The organism is Amorphus sp. MBR-141 (assembly GCF_053628695.1).
In genome coordinates this window covers 82160-100843 of the sequence record NZ_JBRJGW010000020.1, presented here as the reverse complement: position 1 = coordinate 100843, position 18684 = coordinate 82160, and the positions used below count along the sequence as shown (strand labels likewise).

15 protein-coding genes are annotated in these 18684 nt (G+C 65.3%); 11 read left to right on the top strand and 4 right to left on the bottom strand.

Features of this window, described 5'->3' with window-relative positions; translation table 11 throughout:
• Window positions 1-42: 42 nt before the first annotated feature.
• The 4 genes from ACSSVZ_RS22350 to sfsA all read right to left on the bottom strand — a co-directional run bounded on the left by ACSSVZ_RS22350 (window position 43) and on the right by sfsA (window position 3681).
• Window positions 43-1104, bottom strand: a complete 1062-nt coding sequence (locus tag ACSSVZ_RS22350; protein ID WP_453972994.1) for a tyrosine-type recombinase/integrase — start codon at window positions 1102-1104, stop codon at window positions 43-45.
• Between the two features lie 156 nt (window positions 1105-1260).
• Window positions 1261-1869, bottom strand: coding sequence for a JAB domain-containing protein (locus ACSSVZ_RS22345; protein WP_453972993.1), 609 nt, complete (start codon window positions 1867-1869; stop codon window positions 1261-1263).
• Between the two features lie 131 nt (window positions 1870-2000).
• Complete coding sequence (gene map / locus ACSSVZ_RS22340) at window positions 2001-2831, bottom strand: type I methionyl aminopeptidase (RefSeq protein ID WP_453972991.1); 831 nt, start codon at window positions 2829-2831, stop codon at window positions 2001-2003.
• Between the two features lie 124 nt (window positions 2832-2955).
• Window positions 2956-3681, bottom strand: a complete 726-nt coding sequence (gene sfsA / locus ACSSVZ_RS22335; RefSeq protein WP_453972989.1) for a DNA/RNA nuclease SfsA — start codon at window positions 3679-3681, stop codon at window positions 2956-2958.
• Window positions 3682-4452: 771 nt separating this feature from the next.
• On the opposite strand from sfsA, the gene proS reads away from it, so the two are divergent.
• The 11 genes from proS (at window position 4453) to ACSSVZ_RS22280 (ending at window position 18619) form a co-directional block, all read left to right on the top strand.
• Window positions 4453-5781: a proline--tRNA ligase gene (gene proS, locus ACSSVZ_RS22330; RefSeq protein WP_453972988.1), complete on the top strand. Its 1329-nt coding sequence runs from the start codon at window positions 4453-4455 to the stop codon at window positions 5779-5781.
• Window positions 5741-7072: a lipoprotein-releasing ABC transporter permease subunit gene (locus ACSSVZ_RS22325; RefSeq protein ID WP_453972987.1), complete on the top strand. Its 1332-nt coding sequence runs from the start codon at window positions 5741-5743 to the stop codon at window positions 7070-7072. Before proS ends, ACSSVZ_RS22325 begins: the two co-directional genes overlap by 41 nt.
• Complete coding sequence (locus tag ACSSVZ_RS22320; RefSeq protein WP_453972986.1) at window positions 7069-7767, top strand: ABC transporter ATP-binding protein; 699 nt, start codon at window positions 7069-7071, stop codon at window positions 7765-7767. Before ACSSVZ_RS22325 ends, ACSSVZ_RS22320 begins: the two co-directional genes overlap by 4 nt.
• 577 nt (window positions 7768-8344) lie before the next feature.
• Entirely contained in the window at window positions 8345-11794 is a 3450-nt protein-coding gene (gene dnaE / locus ACSSVZ_RS22315; protein WP_453972985.1) for a DNA polymerase III subunit alpha, read from the top strand.
• A 190-nt stretch (window positions 11795-11984) separates the two neighbouring features.
• Window positions 11985-12875 carry a 30S ribosomal protein S2 gene (gene rpsB / locus ACSSVZ_RS22310; RefSeq protein ID WP_453972984.1) on the top strand — a complete coding sequence of 297 codons (891 nt, stop codon included), beginning with the start codon at window positions 11985-11987 and terminating at the stop codon, window positions 12873-12875.
• Window positions 12876-13141: 266 nt separating this feature from the next.
• Window positions 13142-14065 carry a translation elongation factor Ts gene (gene tsf, locus ACSSVZ_RS22305; RefSeq protein WP_453972983.1) on the top strand — a complete coding sequence of 308 codons (924 nt, stop codon included), beginning with the start codon at window positions 13142-13144 and terminating at the stop codon, window positions 14063-14065.
• 304 nt (window positions 14066-14369) lie between these two features.
• Entirely contained in the window at window positions 14370-15107 is a 738-nt protein-coding gene (pyrH, locus tag ACSSVZ_RS22300; RefSeq protein WP_453972982.1) for a UMP kinase, read from the top strand.
• A gap of 41 nt (window positions 15108-15148) precedes the next feature.
• Window positions 15149-15712 (top strand): ribosome recycling factor, encoded by a 564-nt coding sequence (frr, locus tag ACSSVZ_RS22295; protein WP_453972981.1) that lies wholly within the window; start codon window positions 15149-15151, stop codon window positions 15710-15712.
• 44 nt (window positions 15713-15756) lie between these two features.
• Window positions 15757-16527 carry an isoprenyl transferase gene (locus ACSSVZ_RS22290; protein ID WP_453972980.1) on the top strand — a complete coding sequence of 257 codons (771 nt, stop codon included), beginning with the start codon at window positions 15757-15759 and terminating at the stop codon, window positions 16525-16527.
• Window positions 16524-17423, top strand: coding sequence for a phosphatidate cytidylyltransferase (locus ACSSVZ_RS22285; protein ID WP_453972979.1), 900 nt, complete (start codon window positions 16524-16526; stop codon window positions 17421-17423). The genes ACSSVZ_RS22290 and ACSSVZ_RS22285 overlap by 4 nt, the downstream gene beginning before the upstream one ends.
• Complete coding sequence (locus ACSSVZ_RS22280) at window positions 17420-18619, top strand: 1-deoxy-D-xylulose-5-phosphate reductoisomerase (protein ID WP_453972978.1); 1200 nt, start codon at window positions 17420-17422, stop codon at window positions 18617-18619. The genes ACSSVZ_RS22285 and ACSSVZ_RS22280 overlap by 4 nt, the downstream gene beginning before the upstream one ends.
• The last annotated feature ends 65 nt before the right edge of the window (window positions 18620-18684 follow it).

The following is an 18684-nucleotide window of genomic DNA, read 5'->3' as shown; positions in this document are numbered from 1 at the left end:
TGGTCACCTTACCCTGGCGCCGTGTCGGCACATCCGCCGGCCCTAACCGCCGGACTCTAACTCTACGCCCCGGCCACCTCGATGGGGCAGGCCAACGCCGCGATCTCGCTGCCGCCAGACGAAACTATACAGAGTGCCATGGCTGACAGGTCTGGATGGGTCTTTGGCGGAGGGGAAGAACCAGCCGTACTCGTTCGGTTTGATCGATTCGATCAGTTCGGCGGCAAGCAATGGCACAGGGACGGCGTGCGGCTGGAGGTTCTTGGTCTTTGACCAGTCGATGATCCGCTCCTTGGCATCCCATTGATCGACATGAAACCGCGCTATCTCCTCGACGCGCTGGCCGGTCAGCATGATGAGTTGCACCGCACGGGGATAGGAGGGGTGAACCGGCGTGTCGGGGTGGTCCAGCCAGCGATAGAGTTGCACAAACTCGTCTTCGTCGAGCCAGCGCGTGCCCTGAACCTTCGGCTCGGTAGGGATGCCGGTTGCCGGGTTGAAGGGGAGGCGGAAGCGTCGGGAAGACTGCTGCCGATAGTCGTTGTCAGACTTCATGCCCCAGCTAAAAGCGGCATGAAGATACGACCGCACATGGTCGGCCATTGATTTGGCGCCGCGCTCGTAAATCGGACGGATCAATTCTACGATTTCCTCGGCCTCGATTTCGCGGGCGAGGCGGTTGCGGCCGAGCGTGTCGGCTATCTTGTTGAGGCCTTTTTCTGTTTCCTTCCAGGATGGCTTTCCCGCATCCTTGAGCGACGCGACATAACCCTCGAAAAGATCGGCCGCTGTGCCTGGGCGGGTGTCGGTCGCGATCTTGATGCTTCGGCCCTTTTGGATCACGTCCGCAAAGTCGCGCTTGAAGATTTCTCGCGCCTGGGCAAGCGACATGGAGGGGTAAGCGCCGAGCTTTTTCTTGGTCCGCTTCCCGTCGCGCCATTGCTGCGCCATCCAGTCAGCGGTGACGCGTTTCGGCATAGGCTTGAGGACAAGCACGAGGCGACCGGTCCCGCGCCCTTCGCCGTCGGCAAGGTTCTCCTGTTTCTGACTTAGCCCAACCCGCTTCAACGCATGTCGGATCGCGGTGTCGGTCAGGCTTGGCATAGCGTTTCCTCCTGTTCCGCAACTGGGATCGGTCGAGGAGAAACGGGGATCGTTTGCTGGGATCGAAAAGCCGCTTTCAACCCCTCTAACCGCTCCCAATTTGCCATAGCTGCCCCCTGTACGCAATGGGCCAAAACCGGCTATTCTATTGATGATTCAGAGGTATCCAGCGTGATCCAGCGTGATCGTGGAGGGGGTAGTCGGGTGATTGTGGACGAGGATGATCGCACTTGCGGAGAGCTCCAGCGCGCGCTTGACGATCTCACGGGGGTAGACCGGGGTGTGGTCCACGGTGCCGGTCTGCTGCACCTCGTCGGCGATCAGCGCATTCTTCTTGTCGAGGAAGAGGATGCGGAACTGCTCCCGGTCCGAGAACGCCATCGCCGCGCGGCAGTAGTCCAGCACCTCGTTCCAGGAGGACAGCACCGGTTTGCGGGTGACGCGACCGCGGGCGAAGCGCTGGATCGAGGCGTGGACGATCTTCAGGTCCTGGACCACGCCGGGGCCCACGCCCTCCACCTCGAGCAGTCGGGGAACGGGGGCGGAGAGGACGTCGGCAAACGACCCGAAGCGGCCAATGAGCCGTTTGGCGATGGGCTTGGTGTCGCGTCGCGGGATCGAGCGGAAGAGCAGCAGCTCGAGAAGTTCGTAGTCCGCCAGCCCTTCGGCGCCGGCCTGCTCGAACCGATCACGAAGACGCTGCCGGTGACCATCGCTGCCGATGCCACGGCTGGCGTCGGAGAAGCCCGCAGCCTCTTCCGGCATCGTGTCCTCGATCGCGCTGGATCAGGGCGACATCGGATCTAGGCAATCCGACGTCGCAACCTTGATCGAAAAGGGGACTGTGAGAGTTGCATTCGGTCGGAACGCCGGTGCCCGCATGTCCAGCTCCTGCTCTAGGTGCGCGCAGTCAGGCTCGGATCGTATCCTCCGGGCGAGAGGGTGAAGATCTCCCGTCCGGTTTCCGTCACGCCAATGCTGTGCTCGTACTGCGCCGAGAGGGAACGGTCCCGCGTTACGGCCGTCCAGCCATCCGACAGTACTTTTACGTGGGGGCGGCCGAGATTCACCATGGGCTCGATGGTGAAGATCATGCCTGGCTGCAGGACAATTCCTTCGCCGGGGCGGCCATAGTGCAGGATGTTCGGCGTGTCGTGGAAGAGCTGGCCGACGCCGTGCCCGCAGAAATCGCGCACGACGGAGCACCGCTCGCTCTCCACGTAGGCCTGGATAGCTGCGCCGATGTCGCCGGTTGTCGCGCCCGCCTTGACCACATCGATGCCATGCAGGAGCGCCTGGTAGGTGACCTCCATCAGGCGTTCGGCGGCGCGCTTGACGGCGCCGACCGCATACATCCGGCTGGAGTCCCCGTACCAACCGTCCACGATGTAGGTGACGTCGATGTTGACGATGTCGCCTTCGCGCAGGGGCTTCGACGCCGGAATGCCATGGCAGACCACATGGTTGATCGATGTGCACGTCGATTTGCGGTAGCCGCGATAGTAGAGCGTGGCCGGGATCGCGTCGTGCTGCATCCCGAAGTCGTAGACGAATGCGTCGATTTCTTCGGTTGTGACGCCCGGCTTGACGATCTCGTTCAACTTGTCGAGGCATGTGGCCGTGACCTGGCCGGCCTTGCGCATTCCGGCAAAGCCCTCCTCGTCATAGAGGCGGATCTGGCCGGTGTTCTTCAGCGGCGCCAGAGCGGCATCGACATATTCGATCATTCAAGGCTCCGTGGGTCGGTCCCCTCGCGAAGAAGGGTGTCAGGCGATACATAGCAGCTGTCGCCGGCAATTTCAGCGTCTGCAATTTATGCGTGCCGTCTTCGGGCATCCGTCCTGGGGTGGATCAGCGTGGGGACGCCGCGGGACTCGCGTTCGCGAAGGGGATGCGGTCGGCGATTCGGATGGTGTCGTGGGTCACCATGCATCGGTACGCGTACGCCTCCACGCCAGCCTGAAGCGCCCAGTCGAACGCGCGCACGTAGGCCGGATCGAGATCATCCGCGAGGGCGAACCGGTCGCAGTCGCCGCGCTGCACGACATAGAGCATGACCGCGCGGTGTCCTGCAGCCACCGCCTCGGCCAGTTCGGCGAGGTGCCGCGCGCCCCGGGCCGTCACGCTGTCGGGGAATTCGGCGAGACCTGAGCGGCGCATCAGGTGGACGTTCTTGATCTCCAGATAGCAGGACGGACGACCGGGGTCCTCCAGCAGGAAGTCGACCCGGCTCGCCTTGCCGTAGCGCACCTCCCGCCGCGTCGTGGCGTAGCCGGCCAGCTCCGGAATCCTGCCGTCGGCGAGCGCACGGGCGACGATCTCGTTGGGGTGGTTGGTGTTGACGCCCACCAGGGTGCCGTCTGCGTGGATGAGTTCCAGCGTGTACGGCAGCTTTCGCTTGGCGTTCGCCGAAAGCGACAGCCAGACCGCGCTCCCGGGAGCGTCTAGTCCCGTCATTGCGCCCGGGTTGGGGCAATGGACGGTCGTGGTCGTTCCGTCAGCCAGGATCACGTCGGCGAGGAATCGCTTGTAGCGACGGACCAGCGTCGCCGGAACCAGGGGGTGAGGCAGTTTCATGCGGGGATACGGCCGGTGGAGGCAATGCGGGAAGCGCGTCAGAGCGCCGTCGGTTGAGCCCCGTCTATACACCTGTCGGCGCGCGTGGCCAGTCGGCCACCGAGAAAGACGACGGCAGATGGTGGCGCGGTCGATCGACGGCCCGGAGCGTGCCTGCGCGCTGAGACCGGCCGCGTGCGCTGAGCGAGGGGGCCGGTTCACCGCCGCATACGGATTGCGACGTCAAGACGCGCCGCGGCGCGATCGTTCCCGGCCGTGTGTTGAAGGCAGAGGGAGAAGGGCCGATTGGAAGTCAGTCTACAGAGTGCATGCAAGACGGCGATGCAGACAAAAAAAGAGCAAGGCTTTCGCCTTGCTGCTTTAGTTCCGCGTCCGTCCCTCCGAGCGCTTCAGCCGACAACAGTCAACTGTGCGCGGCAGCAGCGTGGTACTGCGCCAGAGGGTCTTCCTCCCAAGACTCAGACCGCGAAGCCTTTGACACCGATACAATCGCCGGTGCCGTTGCTTTATGTGAAGACCTTATCAAGTCCACAACCCGCTGTCATCATTTTGTGCAATTGCCGCCCAACTTTTTTGCTTTTGGGCTTATTAGGTGGCGTCTGAGTGGAGGGCCTGTGGCGGTTTGCCACGGTTTCCGCGGTTCCCGGTCATGTCTTCGCCGGATGCCTAGGACTTCGATCTCCGTCGATCCATACAGCCCTTGTCATTTGCGGCCGGTAAAGGTTCACTCCGCCCCTCGATGCCGCGCCCCCCACGAAAGACCCGCTCTCCATGCGCCTCTCTCGCTATTTTCTGCCGATTTTGAAGGAAACGCCGAAAGAGGCGGAGATCGTCTCGCACCGGCTCATGTTGCGGGCGGGCATGATTCGCCAGCAATCCGCCGGTATCTATTCGTGGCTGCCTTTCGGCTATGCCGTCCTGCGCAAGATCGAGCAGATCGTGCGCGAGGAACAGAACCGCGCCGGTGCCCAGGAAGTGCTGATGCCGACGATCCAGTCGGCAGACCTGTGGATGGAATCGGGCCGCTACAACGACTATGGCCAGGAGATGCTGCGCATTCAGGACCGCCACGAGCGCCAGATGCTGTTTGGTCCGACCAACGAGGAGATGATCACCGACATCTTCCGCAGCTATGTGCGCAGCTACCGCGAGCTGCCGCTCAACCTCTATCATATCCAGTGGAAATTCCGCGACGAGGTGCGGCCCCGATTTGGCGTCATGCGTGGACGCGAGTTCCTGATGAAGGATGCGTACTCCTTCGACATCGACCAGGAGGGCGCGCGCAGGGCCTACAACCGGATGTTCGTCGCCTACCTGCGCACCTTCCGGCGGATGGGGCTGACGGCAATCCCGATGCGGGCCGAGACCGGTCCGATCGGTGGCGACCTGTCGCACGAGTTCATCATTCTCGCCTCGACGGGCGAAAGCGCGGTCTATTGCGACAAGGATCTGCTGGACCTGCCGATCCCAGGCGAGGACACCGATTTCGCGGGGGATCTGACCCCGGTCGTCGATGCGTGGACGGGCAAGTACGCTGCAACCGACGACATGCATGACGAAGCTGCGTTCGCCGAGATCCCGGAGGAACGGCAAGTAGCCGCCCGGGGGATCGAGATCGGCCACATCTTCTATTTCGGCACCAAGTACTCCGAGCCGATGGGCGCGAAGATCACGGGTCCGGATGGCGTCGAACGCCCCGTTCACATGGGGTCCTACGGCGTCGGGGTGTCGCGCCTCGTCGGCGCGGTGATCGAGGCGAGCCACGACGATGCCGGCATCGTCTGGCCGGATGCGCTGAGCCCTTTCGATATCGGTCTGATCAACCTGAAGCCGGGCGACCACGAGACCGACGTGGCCTGCGAGGGGCTCTACCAGCGCCTCACGGCGGCGGGCGCCACGATCCTCTACGACGACGTCGATCAGCGTGCGGGGGCCAAGTTCGCGGCGATGGACCTGATCGGACTGCCCTGGCAGCTGATCGTCGGCCCGCGCGGCCTCGCCAACAACGAGGTCGAGCTGAAGCGGCGGGCGACCGGCGCCCGTGAGACGCTGTCGATCGATGCCGCAGTCAACCGCCTCGTCGAGGCGTGCTGTGGCTGATCAGTCCGCCACGCCGGCGCCCCTCGACACCAGCGGCAGGGTGGGGCCGTTCTCGTCGCTCGAGTGGCTGATTGCCGGCCGCTACCTGCGCTCGCGCCGCCGCGATGCGTTCATCTCGGTGATCGCGAGCTTCTCGTTTCTCGGCATCCTGCTCGGCGTGGCGACGCTCATCATCGTGATGGCCGTCATGAACGGCTTCCGCAATGAGCTGTTCACGAAGATCCTCGGCGTCAACGGCCACTTCCTGGTGCAGCCGATCGGCAGCGACATGACGGACTATCTGCCGGTCGGTCAGCGGATCGATGGCGTCGATGGGGTCCGTCTGGCGATGCCCTATGTCGAAGGTCAGGCCCTGGTCTCAGGGCCGGGCAACGCGACCGGCGCGCTCGTGCGCGGCGTCTCTCCGGCGGACTTCAAGCGACTGGATCTCGTCTCGGGCAACATCCTGGTGGGCGACCTCTCCGCCTACGACCAGGGCGGCGGCGTCGTCATCGGCTCGCGGCTTGCCGCCACGCTCGGCGTGACGGTCGGCGATTCCATCCAGATTCTCACGCCGAAGGGAACGGTGACGCCATTCGGCGTGACGCCGCGCAGTCAGAGCTACGCGGTCGACGCGATCTTCGAGATCGGCATGTCGGAATACGACAGTTCGATCATCTACATGCCGCTCGAGGAGGCGCAGGCCTTCTTCAACATGGAAGGCAGGGTCTCGGCGATCGAGGTGTTCGTCGACGATCCGGATGCCGTCGATGCCCTGCGCGATCCGATCACCGTCGCCGCCGAGCGGCAGGTCTATCTCATCGACTGGCGACAGCGAAACACCACCTTCTTCTCGGCACTCGAGGTCGAGCGGAATGTCATGTTCCTGATTCTCACCCTGATCGTACTGGTGGCCGTCCTGAACATCATTTCGGGCCTCACCATGCTGGTGAAGGACAAGTCCCGCGACATCGCCATCATGCGCACGATGGGCGCCACCCGCGGCACGGTGCTCAGGGTCTTCATCCTCGCAGGCCTGTCGATCGGCACCATCGGCACGCTCGCCGGTCTCGGCCTCGGGACGCTGGTCTGCCTGAACATCGAGGAAATTCGTCAGGCGATTTCGTGGGTCACCAGGACCGAGCTGTTCTCTCCGGAACTCTATTTTCTGAGCCAGTTGCCGGCCGACATGGACACCGGCGAGACCATGTCCGTGGTGGTGATGGCGCTCGTCCTGTCGTTCCTGGCGACGCTCTATCCCGCCTGGAAGGCGGCGGCGGTGGATCCTGTCGAGGGACTGCGCAGCGAATGACCGACGCGGCAACCAAAGTCGTCCCGGCGCTGGCGCTCGCCGGCGTCGAACGCAGCTACCGTGAGGGGGAGGGCCGGCTCACCGTTCTGCGCGGCATCGATCTGATCCTTCAGCCCGGAGAGCTCGTGGCGCTGGTCGCGCCATCTGGTGCCGGCAAGTCGACGCTTCTCCACATCGCCGCCCTGCTCGAACGGGCCGATGCCGGCAAGGTTTCCATTGGAGGGGTCGACACCACCGGGCTCGGGGACGGCGCGCGGACCGATCTGCGGCGGTCGTCGATCGGGATGATCTACCAGTTCCATCATCTGCTTCCCGACTTCACCGCGCTGGAAAACGTCACGCTGCCGATGCGGCTTGCCGGTGCCGGCAAGCGCGAGGCCGAGGCGGCTGCGATGGCGCTGCTCGACGAACTCGGGGTGGCGCCCCGCGCCAGCCATCGCCCCGGGGAACTGTCCGGCGGCGAACGCCAGCGCGTGGCGATCGCGCGCGCGGTGGCAAATCGCCCGGCGGTGCTGCTCGCCGACGAGCCGACGGGAAACCTCGATCCCGCCACCGCGGAGCATGTGTTCGCTGCCTTCGTGCGGCTTGCCCGCTCGACCGGCCTGGCGGCGCTCGTCGCGACGCACAACCATGAACTTGCGGCCCGCATGGACCGCCGGGTCACGCTCGTGGACGGTCGCTGCGAGACGATGTGAGCCTGGTGCGAGAGGGCGCCCGACCCTTTTCCGGGGCGTGAACATTCAAGCAACAAATTCTTAACGATGGCCGCAATGCGGGTATGATGGCGCTTGACGACAAGAACGAAGAAGGAACATAGTCACTCCAGAACAAAGGCGGAACGGCGGCGCGCACGCAGCGAGGCGGGTTCCCCACAATGGAGGTGATCATGGTCCGGTTCTTCTACGATCTCGCCACGCTCGTTGCGATCACGCTGTTCGGTGCCACGATGCTTGTGTGGCTCAATGCGCTCTCCCAGTTCGCGTGAAAGGGGGCCCACGGGGCGCGTCCTCTTGCCCGCCGTCTGTCCCGGCTTTGAGTTGGTGAGGTGAGGAAGGCAGGCTGCAGGCCGGGGCCGTGATGATCGGCTGTGGACCGGTGGCCGCGACGGTCGACGCAGCCGCATTTGCCGGTCACACTCCCGCCCGGCGCGTTCATACGGCGAAGCGGCTGGCCGTTCCGGCCGGTTTCTGAGGATACGCGCCGAATCGCCCGGCGGAGACAGATGGTTCGCTCGAACCTCGGCCGCACGGGTGCGGCAGGTCACGAGGAACCATGAGCGCAATCGACGCCGGCCCCGGCTTCGTCCATCTGCGGGTGCATTCCGCGTTTTCGCTTCTCGAAGGCGCCTTGCACATCAAGGACCTGGTGAAGCTCGCCAAGGCCGACAAGCAGCCGGCCGTTGCCGTTACGGACTCCGGCAACCTGTTCGGGGCGCTTGAATTTTCCGAGAAGGCGGTCGGCGAAGGCATCCAGCCGATCGTCGGCTGCCAGGTGGCCGTCGCCTTTCCAGAGGATGACAACGCACGCCGGCAAGCCGACCAGACGATGCCGACGCTGGTGCTCATTGCCGCGACCGCCGCGGGCTATGCGAATCTGGTGAAGCTGGTCAGCCGGTCGCATCTGGATCCCGTTCCCGGCACCCGGCCGCATGTTCCGGCCGACACTCTCGCCGACCACGCGGACGGACTGATCTGCCTTTCGGGCGGCGTAGCAGGGCCCGTCGGCCAGGCCATCGTGCGCGGTACAGAGGCGCTGGCGCAGCGGCGGTTCGACTGGCTGGCGCAGACGTTCGGCGACCGCTTCTATTGCGAGCTGCAGCGCCACAACCTGCCCGACGAGGCGCTCTGCGAGCCGATCTTCATCGACTTCGCCTACGCCACCGGGGTGCCGCTGGTCGCCACGAACGAAGTCTTCTACCCGGCCCGCGACGACTTCGAGGCGCACGATGCCCTGATCTGCATCGCGGAAGGCCGGCGGCTCAACGAGGAGGACCGGCGCCGGCTGACGCCGGAGCACTACTTCAAGAGCCGAAAGGAGATGGCGCAGCTGTTCTCCGATCTGCCGGAGGCCCTTGCCTCTACGGTGGAGATCGCCCGGCGCTGTCACCACCGCCCGCTCAAGCACCAGCCGATCCTGCCGCGCTTTGCCACCGACGACAACGTCGATGCCGCCGAGGCGGAGGCCGCCGAGGCCGTCGCGCTGAAGCAGAAGGCGGAGGCCGGGCTGGTGGCGCGGCTGGCCGCCCACGGGCCGGCGCCCGGCATGAGCGAGGACGACTACGCCAAGCGGCTTGCCTACGAGCTCGACGTCATCGTGTCGATGCGCTTTCCCGGCTACTTCCTGATCGTTGCGGACTTCATCCAGTGGGGAAAAGCCCAGGACATTCCTGTCGGTCCCGGCCGCGGCTCGGGCGCCGGCTCCCTGGTGGCCTACGCGCTGACCATCACCGACCTCGATCCGCTCCGCTTCGGCCTGCTGTTCGAGCGCTTCCTCAACCCCGAACGCGTGTCGATGCCCGACTTCGACATCGATTTCTGCCAGGACCGGCGCGAGGAGGTCATCTCCTACGTCCAGTCGAAATACGGCCACGACCAGGTCGGCCAGATCATCACCTTCGGGTCGCTGCAGGCGCGCGCCGTGCTGCGCGACGTCGGGCGCGTGCTCGAACTGCCCTATGGCCAGGTCGACAAGCTGTGCAAGCTGGTGCCCGCCAATCCCGCGAACCCGGTCACCTTGAAGGAAGCGGTCGACGGCGAACCCAAGCTGCAGGAGGCGCGTGACGAGGAACCGATCATCGCGACCCTTCTCCGGATCGGGATGAAGCTGGAGGGCCTCTACCGCCACGCGTCGACCCACGCCGCCGGCATCGTGATCGGTGATCGTCGTCTCGACGAACTGGTGCCGATGTACCGGGACCCACGCTCGGACATGCCCGTCACCCAGTTCAACATGAAATGGGTCGAGCAGGCGGGGCTGGTGAAGTTCGACTTCCTGGGCCTGAAGACGCTGACGGTGATCGATCAGGCGGTGAAGCTCATTGCCCAGCGCGACATCAAGATCGATCTGGAATCGCTGCCGCTGGACGACGCACCGACCTATGAGATGCTGGCTCGCGGCGAAACCGTCGGCGTCTTCCAGCTGGAAAGCGCCGGCATGCGCAAGGCGCTGATCGGCATGCGGCCGGACCGCTTCGAGGACCTGATTGCCATCGTGGCGCTCTACCGTCCGGGTCCGATGGACAACATCCCGAGCTACAACCGGCGCAAGCACGGCGAGGAGACGCCGGACTATCTGCACCCGCTGCTCGAGCCGATCCTGAAGGAGACCTACGGGATCATCATCTACCAGGAGCAGGTGATGCAGATCGCTCAGGTCCTGTCCGGCTACTCGCTCGGCGACGCCGACCTTCTGCGCCGCGCCATGGGCAAGAAGATCAAGGCCGAGATGGATGTGCAGCGCGAGCGGTTTGTCGACGGCGCGGTTGCCCAGGACGTCAAGAAGTCGGATGCGTCGACGATCTTCGATCTGGTGGCCAAGTTCGCCAACTACGGCTTCAACAAGTCCCACGCCGCCGCCTACGCACTGGTCGCCTATCAGACGGCCTGGCTGAAGGCGAACTATCCGGTCGAGTTCATGGCCGCATCGATGACCCTCGACATGGGCAACACCGACAAGCTGTCGGACTTCCGCCGCGAGGCGATGCGTCTGGACATTTCGGTGCTGCCGCCCTCGGTGAACCAGTCCGACGCCATGTTCTCGGTGGAGAAGGGCGCCATCGTCTACGCGTTGAATGCCATCAAGGGCGTCGGCCGGCCGTTGGTCGAGCATGTCGTGTCGCTGCGCAGGGAGCGCCCGTTCCGCGACATCACCGACTTCGCCCACCGGATCAATCCGCGGGTCGCCAACAAGCGCGGCCTGGAATGTCTGGTCGCAGCGGGGGCTTTCGACAAGCTGGAGCGCAACCGGGCGCGCCTGATGGAAGGCCTCGACCGGGTGCTCGGCATCGCCCACCGCAACGCCGACGGCATCGCTTCGGGCCAGAACGACTTCTTCGGCGGCGAGCCCCAGCCGGTCGAACTTCCCGACATCCTGAACTGGGCGCCGGCGGAGACGCTGCAGCGCGAGTACGCGGCGATCGGCTTCTATCTCTCCGCCCATCCGCTCGACGACTACCGTCAGGTGCTCGAGCGCATGCGCGTGCAGATGTGGTCGACCTTCGTTGAGGCGGTGAAGCGCGGTGCCACGGCAGGTCGCCTGGTGGGCACCGTGACCCAGCGGCAGGAGCGACGCACCAGGTCGGGCAACCGCATGGGCATCGTCCGCATGTCGGATCCGACCGGCCAGTACGAGGCGGTGATCTTTTCCGACGGCCTCGCCCAGTTCCGCGATCTTCTGGAGCCGGGCCAGTCGGTGATCCTGATGGTGCACGCGGAAGAGCGGGAGGAGGGGGTCTCGGCCCGCATCCAGTCGGTCGAGCCGCTCGACGAGGCGGCCCTCCGGCTCAAGCGCTCGCTCAGGGTGTTCCTGCGCGATGCAGGCCCGATCGAGAGCCTGTCGCGCCACCTCCCGAAGAAGGGCGACGCGGACGTGTCGCTGGTGCTGCTGGTCGACGGCGGCAAGCAGGAGGTGGAGGTGAAACTTCCCGGCCGCTACCAGGTGACGCCGCCGGTCGCGAGTGCGCTGAAGCAGCTTCCGGGCGTGGTTCAGGTCGAGTTCGCCTGAGGGCTGGGGCCTCTCGGTGCCGGAACGGCTTGCACAGCCGGGTCCGACGCCGTATATCGCGCCTATTCCACACGCGGGGATAACCACAGGGCGCCCACACAGGCGTCGTGAGGATCCGGTGTCGCACGGCTAGATCCGCCGGCGGCATACCCCGCGGAGGCCAAACCGGATCGACAAGGAGTGGCAAGCCATGGCTCTGCCCAATTTCACTATGCGTCAGCTCCTGGAAGCAGGCGTTCACTTCGGCCACCAGACCCACCGCTGGAACCCGAAAATGGGCCCGTACATCTTCGGCGCCCGTAACAACATTCACATCATCGACCTGGCGCAGACCGTGCCGCTGCTCGACCAGGCGCTGAAGGCGGTGTCCGACACCGTCGCCGGCGGCGGACGCGTCCTGATGGTCGGCACCAAGCGTGCCGCCCAGGAATCGGTTGCCGAATCGGCGCGCCGGTCGGCCCAGTATTTCGTGAACGCCCGCTGGCTCGGCGGCATGCTCACCAACTGGAAGACCATTTCGGTTTCGATCCAGCGGCTGCGCAAGCTCGAAGACACCGTCGCCAACGACCCGCACGGCCTCACCAAGAAGGAACGCCTGTTCCTCGACCGTGAGCGCGAGAAGCTTGAGCGCAACCTCGGCGGCATCAAGGACATGGGCGGCGTTCCCGACCTGGTGTTCGTGATCGACACCAACCGTGAAGCGATTGCGGTGCAGGAAGCCCGTCGTCTCGGTATTCCGGTTGCGGCCATCGTCGATTCCAACTGCGATCCCGACGGCATCACCTATCCGGTGCCGGGCAACGACGACGCCGCGCGTGCAGTCACGCTGTACTGCGACCTCATCGCCCGCGCCGCCATCGATGGCCTGTCGCGAGCCCAGGGCTCGGTTGGCACGGACCTCGGCGCCCAGGAAGCTCCTTACGAGGAGACGGATCTGGAGACCCCGGTGGCCGACACCGGTCCTGAGGAAGTTGCGGTCGAGGACCTGACCCAGTTCGCTCCGGCCGAAGCCGAAGCCGAGGCTGCGGCACCGGAAGCGGCTGCCGCCGAAGAGGCTCCGGCCGAAGCTCCGAAGTCCTAAATTACGATGAGATCAGGTCCGATCGACCTGATCTCACAAGACGTGATCGATTCAGATCTCTCCGCAACGGGGCGCGGTGCCAACCGCGCTCCGACAGCGCACTACCTTCACCGCGGCGATCGGTTCTCGACTTCCGGGCACCGATCGCGCATTTAGATCGCGCCCGCGACAGCCGGACGGTGTCTGGCCGGGTCGACCATCGGTGAGCCGACGGTTCCGCCCGACTGCGGCCGCAGCGACAAGCAACAACTCAAGCGAGGACAGTGATGAGCATTTCAGCTCAGCAGGTCAAAGAGCTCCGCGAGAAGACCGGCGCAGGCATGATGGACTGCAAGCGGGCGCTGACCGAAACCGACGGTGACATGGAAGTCGCCATCGACTGGCTGCGCAAGAAGGGTCTTTCCAAGGCCGCCAAGAAGGCCGATCGCGTTGCTGCGGAAGGCCTTGTCGGTGCCGCACAGGGCGACAAGTCCGCGGCGCTTGTGGAGGTCAACTCCGAGACCGATTTCGTGGCGCGCAACGAGCAGTTCCAGAAGATCGTCTCGACGATTGCTACGGAGGCGCTCGCCAGCGCCGGCGACCGCGATGCGCTGCTCAATGCCGCGTTCCCGGGAACGGGTCGCACGGTCGGCGAGGAGATCACCGAGGCGATCGCGACGATCGGTGAGAACATGGCGCTGCGTCGCGTGGCGGTCCTCTCCGTTTCCGAGGGCGTCGTGGCGACCTACATGCACAACGCCGTCGCCGAAGGCCTTGGCAAGCTTGGCGTGATGGTGGCACTCGAGTCCGCCGGCAAGGCCGAAGTGCTCAACGACCTCGGCCGCAAGATCGCCATGCATGTCGCAGCGGTGAATCCGCTCGGCGTCACTCCGGACGAGATCGACCCGGCGGTCATCGAGCGTGAGCGCTCGGTCTATTCCGACCAGGCCCGTCAGTCCGGCAAGCCGGAGAACATCATCGAGAAGATGGTCGAAGGCCGCCTGCGCAAGTTCTACGAGGAAGTCGCACTGTTGAAGCAGGCCTTCGTCGTCGATCCTGACAAGACCGTCGAACAGGCGGTCGAGGCGGCCGCGGCTGAAGCCGGGGCGCCCATCAAGCTCATCGCTTTCGTCCGCTTCGCCCTCGGCGAAGGGATCGAGAGAGAGACCTCCGACTTCGCCGCCGAGGTCGCGGCAGCGGCTGGCAACTGATCTGACGACATCGCGCCCGGGACCGACGTCCCGGGCGTTTTCTTGTCTGCAATGCGGGCACGTTGGTGCCCCATCCCGCGTGAATGCCCCGTTTGGGTAGGTGCCGGGAGCGGCCCTTTTTCGGGAATGGCCGGGAGGCCGGGGCAGCCCGCAGTCTCGCCCCCGCGCATTGGGAAAAGTGGAGAACGTCCGCGCCGCGGCGTTTCCATCTCGGTGCAAGATGCTCTAGAGAGTGCGACCGACCCTCGTTTACGGACGCTGGTCGGTTCGATCCGACTGCTTCAATTCAGACAGGCCATCCTCCATGCCCACCGACCTCCGCTGGCGCCGCGTCCTCCTGAAACTGTCCGGCGAGGCGCTGACCGGTGCGGAAGGGTTCGGTATCGCGCCGGCCACGGTGGGGCGCATCGCCGATGAAATCGGTGAGGTCGTGGCACTGGGTGGCCAGGTCGGCGTGGTCGTCGGCGGCGGCAACTTCGTCCGCGGGGCACAGATCTCCGCGACGGGCATAGACCGCGTGAGCGCCGATCACATGGGCATGCTCGCCACGGTCATGAACGCCCTTGCGCTGAATGCGGCGCTGTCGGCGCGTGGCGTGCCCGCCCGGGTCATGTCGGCGTTGCCCGTTCCGACCGTCTGCGAGACATTTACCCAACGGGTGGCGCTCGCGCACTTCCAGGCCGGTCGCGTCGTCCTGTTCGCCGGCGGCACCGGCAACCCGTTCTTCACGACGGATACGGGCGCGGTGCTGCGGGCCACCGAGATGGGCTGCGACGTGGTGTTGAAGGGCACGCAGGTGGATGGCGTTTACAGTGCGGACCCGAAGACCGACCCGACGGCGACGCGCTACGAGCAGTTGACCCACCAGGAAGTGCTTTCCCGCGGACTTTCGGTGATGGACGCGACGGCCATTGCCCTTGCTCGCGATAACCGGATTCCGGTAATCGTGTTTTCCATCGGAGAGCCTGGGGAATTCGTTGCCGTGGCCCGCGGCGGCGGGCGCTCGACGCTGGTGACGGTGGATGAGGGGACCGCCGGCTGATGCCGTGGCCTCTCCAGCATCCAAGCCGATAAGAGGATAGAATGGCAAAGACCGCGTTCGATTTGGACGATCTGAAACGCCGTATGCAAGGCGCGCTCAGTTCTCTGAAGCACGATCTCGCCGGCCTGCGTACGGGCCGCGCATCGAGCTCCATGCTCGATCCGGTGACGGTCGAGATATACGGCAGCAGGATGCCGCTGAATCAGGTGGCGACCATCACCGTGCCGGAATCGCGCATGATTTCGGTTCAGGTCTGGGATCGATCCACGGCGCCGGCCGTTGAACGCGCGATCCGCGAGTCGTCCCTCGGGCTCAATCCGGTGGTCGAGGGCGCACTGATGCGCATTCCGATTCCGGAGTTGAACGCCGAGCGACGCGCCGAACTCGTCAAGGTTGCGCACAAGTACGCAGAGCAGGCGAAGATCGCCGTGCGTCACGTTCGCCGCGACGGCATGGAAGATCTCAAGGTCCTGGAGAAGGACGGCGAGATCAGCCAGGATGACAGCCGGTCCATGTCCGACAGCGTGCAGAAACTGACAGACGCGACCGTCGCCGAGATCGACCAGATCCTGGGTCAGAAAGAACAGGAAATCACGCAGGTCTAGGCGCCGCCTTCGACTTGCGCCCGTCAGCCAGCGAGGCCGCATTGATGTCCGTCCTTGGAGAAGTGTCGGCACGCCCGCTTCCCACGGCAGGCGACCCGCGCGTACCGGCTCACGTTGCCATCATCATGGATGGCAACGGCCGGTGGGCGAAGGCGCACGGCCTGCCGCGCGCCGCCGGGCATCGCAAGGGCGTGGAGTCGCTGCGGCGAACCGTGCGGCATGCCGCGAAGCTCGGCGTTGGCTATCTGACCGTTTTCTCCTTTTCGTCGGAAAACTGGTCGCGGCCGGCGCAAGAGGTGGCCAGCCTCATCGGTCTTCTCCGTCGCTTCATCGAACAGGATCTGATCGAGCTCCATGAGGCCAATGTGCGCGTTCGCCCGATCGGACGTCGCGACGACCTGTCAGCAGAGATCAATGCGCTTCTGCGCAAGGCCGAAGACACCACCCGCGCCAACACGGGCCTGACGCTGCTGGTCGCCTTCAACTATGGCGGCCGCGACGAAATCGTGCGCGCCTGCCAGTCGCTCGCCGAGCGGGTCAAGGCGGGCGAACTGGACCCCGCGGACATCGACGAGGAGATGCTGGCGTCGCGCCTCGACACCGCCGGCATTCCCGACCCGGATCTGATCATCCGCACCAGTGGCGAGAACCGCCTGTCGAACTTCACCATGTGGCAGGCAGCCTATTCGGAGTTCGTGTTCGTGCCCGCGCATTGGCCTGACTTCGACGAGGCCGCGCTGGAGGCGGCTTTCGAGGAGTTCTACAGCCGCGACCGTCGGTTCGGGGGAATTGCCGCCGGTATGACCGGCGGGTGACGGTGAAAGCCCCCGTGGCGAGCAAATTGCAACCAGGATCCCGGCGGAACGCAGACTTGATGCAGCGCACTGTGTCGGCAATCGTTCTCGGCCCGGCCGCCCTGGTGCTCGCCTGGATCGGCGGCGCGACCTTCCTCGCCGCCGTGGCGGCGCTGGGCCTCGTCGTCATGGTCGAGTGGTTTCGCATGGTCGATGTGCCGATTCGGACGCTTTCTTTTGGCCTCGCGGCGGGCGGACTGGTCGCGGCCTGCCTCGCGATGTACGCGGCGGGAGCGGTTCCGGCCCTTGGGGTGCTTGGCCTCGCAATGGTTCTGTCCTCCGCGTCGGTCTCGAAGACGGCCGGCTCCCGCCCGCCCGTGAGGGGCGCGCGCGGCTGGATTGCAGCAGGGCTCGCCTACATCGGTCTCGGCACACTCGCCTTCATCGGCCTGCGTGCCGAGGCCCACGGTCTGGTCGCCGTGCTCGTCGTGTTCCTGGTCGCCTGGTCCACCGACGTGTTTGCCTACTTCGTTGGCCGCAGTCTCGGCGGGCCAAAGCTCTGGCCGAAAGTGTCGCCGAAGAAGACGTGGTCCGGAACGATCGGCGGCCTGATGGCCGGCGGGTGTGCGGGCGCGATGGTGTTCGTCTGGCTCGGTGTCCCGGTGGTGACGGCGACGGTCGTCGTCGCGCTGTTTCTTTCGGTCGTGGCGATTCTCGGCGACCTGCTGGAATCGGCGGCCAAGCGCAAGTTCGGGATCAAGGACGCCGGTAAGCTCATTCCCGGGCATGGCGGCCTCATGGACCGGGTAGACGGGCTCCTGGCCGCCGGCATGGTTGCGGTCGTCATGGGCTTCATCGCCGGCAACGGACACGACATCGCGTCCGGTCTGCTGGTCGCGATGGGGAGCGCGGGATGACGGCTTCGAACGCCAGTCCCTTGCGCGTCGTGGTCCTCGGTGCGACCGGCTCCATCGGCCTGGCGACCCTGGACCTCATCGGCCGCGCGCCCGAGCGTTTCCAGATCGTCGGCCTGGCCGCCAACCGCAACGCGGCAGCGCTTGCCGAACTCGCCCGGCTGCACAAGGCGCCGCGGGTTGTCGTGGCCGATCCGTCAGCCGGGGAAGCGCTCGCCGAGGCGCTCGCGGGGTCGGGCATCGAGACCGCTGCGGGGGAGGCGGCACTCGTCGATCTCGCCGTGGTGCCGGCCGACATCGTGATCGCGGCGATTTCCGGTGCGGCGGGCCTCGCCCCGACGGTTGCGGCGATCCGCACCGGTACCCGCGTTGCCATCGCCAACAAGGAGTGTCTCGTCACGGCCGGAACGCTGGTCATGGACGAGGCGCGCCGCGCCGGGGCGACGATCCTGCCTGTCGATTCAGAGCATAACGCCATCTTTCAGGTGTTCGAGGATCATGCGGCCTCCGCTGTCGAAGAGGTGATCCTGACGGCTTCGGGCGGCCCGTTCCGCACCTGGACGAAGGAACAGATGGCTGCAGCCGGCCCCGAACAGGCGCTGAAGCACCCGAACTGGTCGATGGGCGCGAAAATCACCATCGATTCGGCGACGATGATGAACAAGGGCCTCGAGCTCATCGAGGCGTTTCACCTGTTTCCCATCACCCACGATCAGCTGTCGGTCGTCGTTCATCCGCAGTCGATCATCCACGGCATGGTCCGATATTCCGACGGCTCCTGCCTGGCGCAACTGGGGATGCCCGACATGCGGACCCCGATCGCCAACTGCCTCAACTGGCCATCGCGTGCCGCAACGCCGGTGGAGAGGCTCGATCTCGCCACCATCGGTAGCCTGACCTTCGAGGCTCCCGACGTGGAGCGCTTCGAATGCCTGGCCCTCGCCATCGCGGCAATGCGCCGCGGAAACGGGGCGCCGACGCTCCTCAATGCGGCCAACGAAGTGGCGGTTGCTGCGTTTCTGGAGAAGCGCATCGGCTTCCTGGACATCGCAGCCACCGTCGAGAGGGTTCTCAACGCGGCGGAGCGTGACCATATGTTGTCGGAACCGGCTTCTCTCGATGATGTCGCTGTGCTTGACGCCTACGGACGCCGGGTGGGGCTTGAAGTGGCCTTTGCACGCGAGACGCTTCGCGGCTGACCGCGGGTGCCCGCGATCGCCACGCAAGGCTCGCGCCGTCCTCTCTGCTATGATGCGTCGTTCGT

Bases quoted from the DNA above. Each gene is read 5' to 3' on its own strand.
- ACSSVZ_RS22350 (WP_453972994.1), bottom strand. From the start codon at position 1,104: ATGCCAAGCCTGACCGACACCGCGATCCGACATGCGTTGAAGCGGGTT.
- ACSSVZ_RS22345 (WP_453972993.1), bottom strand. From the start codon at position 1,869: ATGCCGGAAGAGGCTGCGGGCTTCTCCGACGCCAGCCGTGGCATCGGC.
- map (WP_453972991.1), bottom strand. From the start codon at position 2,831: ATGATCGAATATGTCGATGCCGCTCTGGCGCCGCTGAAGAACACCGGC.
- sfsA (WP_453972989.1), bottom strand. From the start codon at position 3,681: ATGAAACTGCCTCACCCCCTGGTTCCGGCGACGCTGGTCCGTCGCTAC.
- proS (WP_453972988.1), top strand. From the start codon at position 4,453: ATGCGCCTCTCTCGCTATTTTCTGCCGATTTTGAAGGAAACGCCGAAA.
- ACSSVZ_RS22325 (WP_453972987.1), top strand. From the start codon at position 5,741: ATGCCGCAGTCAACCGCCTCGTCGAGGCGTGCTGTGGCTGATCAGTCC.
- ACSSVZ_RS22320 (WP_453972986.1), top strand. From the start codon at position 7,069: ATGACCGACGCGGCAACCAAAGTCGTCCCGGCGCTGGCGCTCGCCGGC.
- dnaE (WP_453972985.1), top strand. From the start codon at position 8,345: ATGAGCGCAATCGACGCCGGCCCCGGCTTCGTCCATCTGCGGGTGCAT.
- rpsB (WP_453972984.1), top strand. From the start codon at position 11,985: ATGGCTCTGCCCAATTTCACTATGCGTCAGCTCCTGGAAGCAGGCGTT.
- tsf (WP_453972983.1), top strand. From the start codon at position 13,142: ATGAGCATTTCAGCTCAGCAGGTCAAAGAGCTCCGCGAGAAGACCGGC.
- pyrH (WP_453972982.1), top strand. From the start codon at position 14,370: ATGCCCACCGACCTCCGCTGGCGCCGCGTCCTCCTGAAACTGTCCGGC.
- frr (WP_453972981.1), top strand. From the start codon at position 15,149: ATGGCAAAGACCGCGTTCGATTTGGACGATCTGAAACGCCGTATGCAA.
- ACSSVZ_RS22290 (WP_453972980.1), top strand. From the start codon at position 15,757: ATGTCCGTCCTTGGAGAAGTGTCGGCACGCCCGCTTCCCACGGCAGGC.
- ACSSVZ_RS22280 (WP_453972978.1), top strand. From the start codon at position 17,420: ATGACGGCTTCGAACGCCAGTCCCTTGCGCGTCGTGGTCCTCGGTGCG.